This window comes from Pseudoalteromonas sp. Z1A6, from assembly GCF_011378745.1.
Classification (GTDB): domain Bacteria; phylum Pseudomonadota; class Gammaproteobacteria; order Enterobacterales; family Alteromonadaceae; genus Pseudoalteromonas; species Pseudoalteromonas arctica.
This window is the reverse complement of sequence record NZ_WTKW01000630.1, coordinates 1-1,067: the sequence shown is the minus strand read 5'-3', so window position 1 is coordinate 1,067 and position 1,067 is coordinate 1. Positions and strand designations below refer to the sequence as shown.

Here is a 1,067-nt window from a genome sequence, read left to right as displayed (position 1 = left end):
TTAAACGACAAGTAAGTAAACCAAACGGATTACTTATAATAAAAAAAATCCCATATTAGCCAGGCTAATATGGGCAAAATCACACAATGAATAAGGTGTTTTTAAATTACGGTTTATGCTTTTAATTAAAGTCTATCGGTAATATTTCGTACTAAGTCAGAATCTACAAATTGAGTAATAAGTGCAGCGCCCCACGCATAGCCACGCTGTATTGGGTAACCTTTAAAAATCCAGCGTTTACGCACGTGATTGAAGCGATCTAAATAGTCTTGCTTTTTTTTAGGCAGAGGTTGATCGCCCAATTTATTCCATGCTTTATATACACCTGACATGTCAGAGCCTCGCATAAAGCGTTGCAACCAACGCGGAAAACGCGAGAAGCTAATGGTTGACTGAAAATCAATAAAATAAGGTTTACCGTCTGCGCCGCATAAAATATTACCCATATTACGCAAGTCTAAATGCACGATGCCTTTACGATGCATTTTTGCTACTTGGCGCTCAAGCTCGCTAAAAAAGTTAACAGGTAGTGTTTTGTCTTCATGAATTAAAGAGCGCAGTGGCATGCCTTCAATATAGTTATAAGCCACAGCTATCGGCGATAACCTACAAAAGCGATTAGCAACAGCATCAAGCTCAGCTAATCGGCTCAACCCTTTATATTCTTGATTTACAGATAGTCGCGCAAATGTTTTACGAATAAGCCACGGGCTTTGGCTAAAATCTTTAACAATCAAATCAAATTCATTATCTTTATATCGATACACAATCGCGTTAGCAAAACGTCCCTTATGGACAACACTTAAGTGATGTTGCATAAAAGTATGTTCTGGATATTGCTGCTGTAATTGTACTAACAAATTATTTTCAATCATAACAAACCTAACAAGATGATAACTTTAATTGCCTAGGCAACTATATTATCAAAGTTAGATTCTACGCACAATCAGATCAACTAATTAGCACGCTAACTTTCTGTTGAAACAGTATCACTATTTTATTGATAATCTATTTGTGGGGGGAATTTCGGGTAATGTATCTAGATTATTTATAGCTTTAAATAATAA

At 36.0% G+C, this 1,067-nt stretch carries 1 protein-coding gene; it reads right to left on the bottom strand.

What is annotated here, in order from left to right:
- Window positions 1–125: 125 nt before the first annotated feature.
- Window positions 126–875 carry a serine/threonine protein kinase gene (locus tag GQR46_RS20005; RefSeq protein WP_165728467.1) on the bottom strand — a complete coding sequence of 250 codons (750 nt, stop codon included), beginning with the start codon at window positions 873–875 and terminating at the stop codon, window positions 126–128.
- Between the last annotated feature and the right edge of the window lie 192 nt (window positions 876–1,067).

Excerpts from the sequence above, each read along its gene's own strand:
- GQR46_RS20005 (WP_165728467.1), bottom strand. The coding sequence starts at position 875 with ATGATTGAAAATAATTTGTTAGTACAATTACAGCAGCAATATCCAGAA.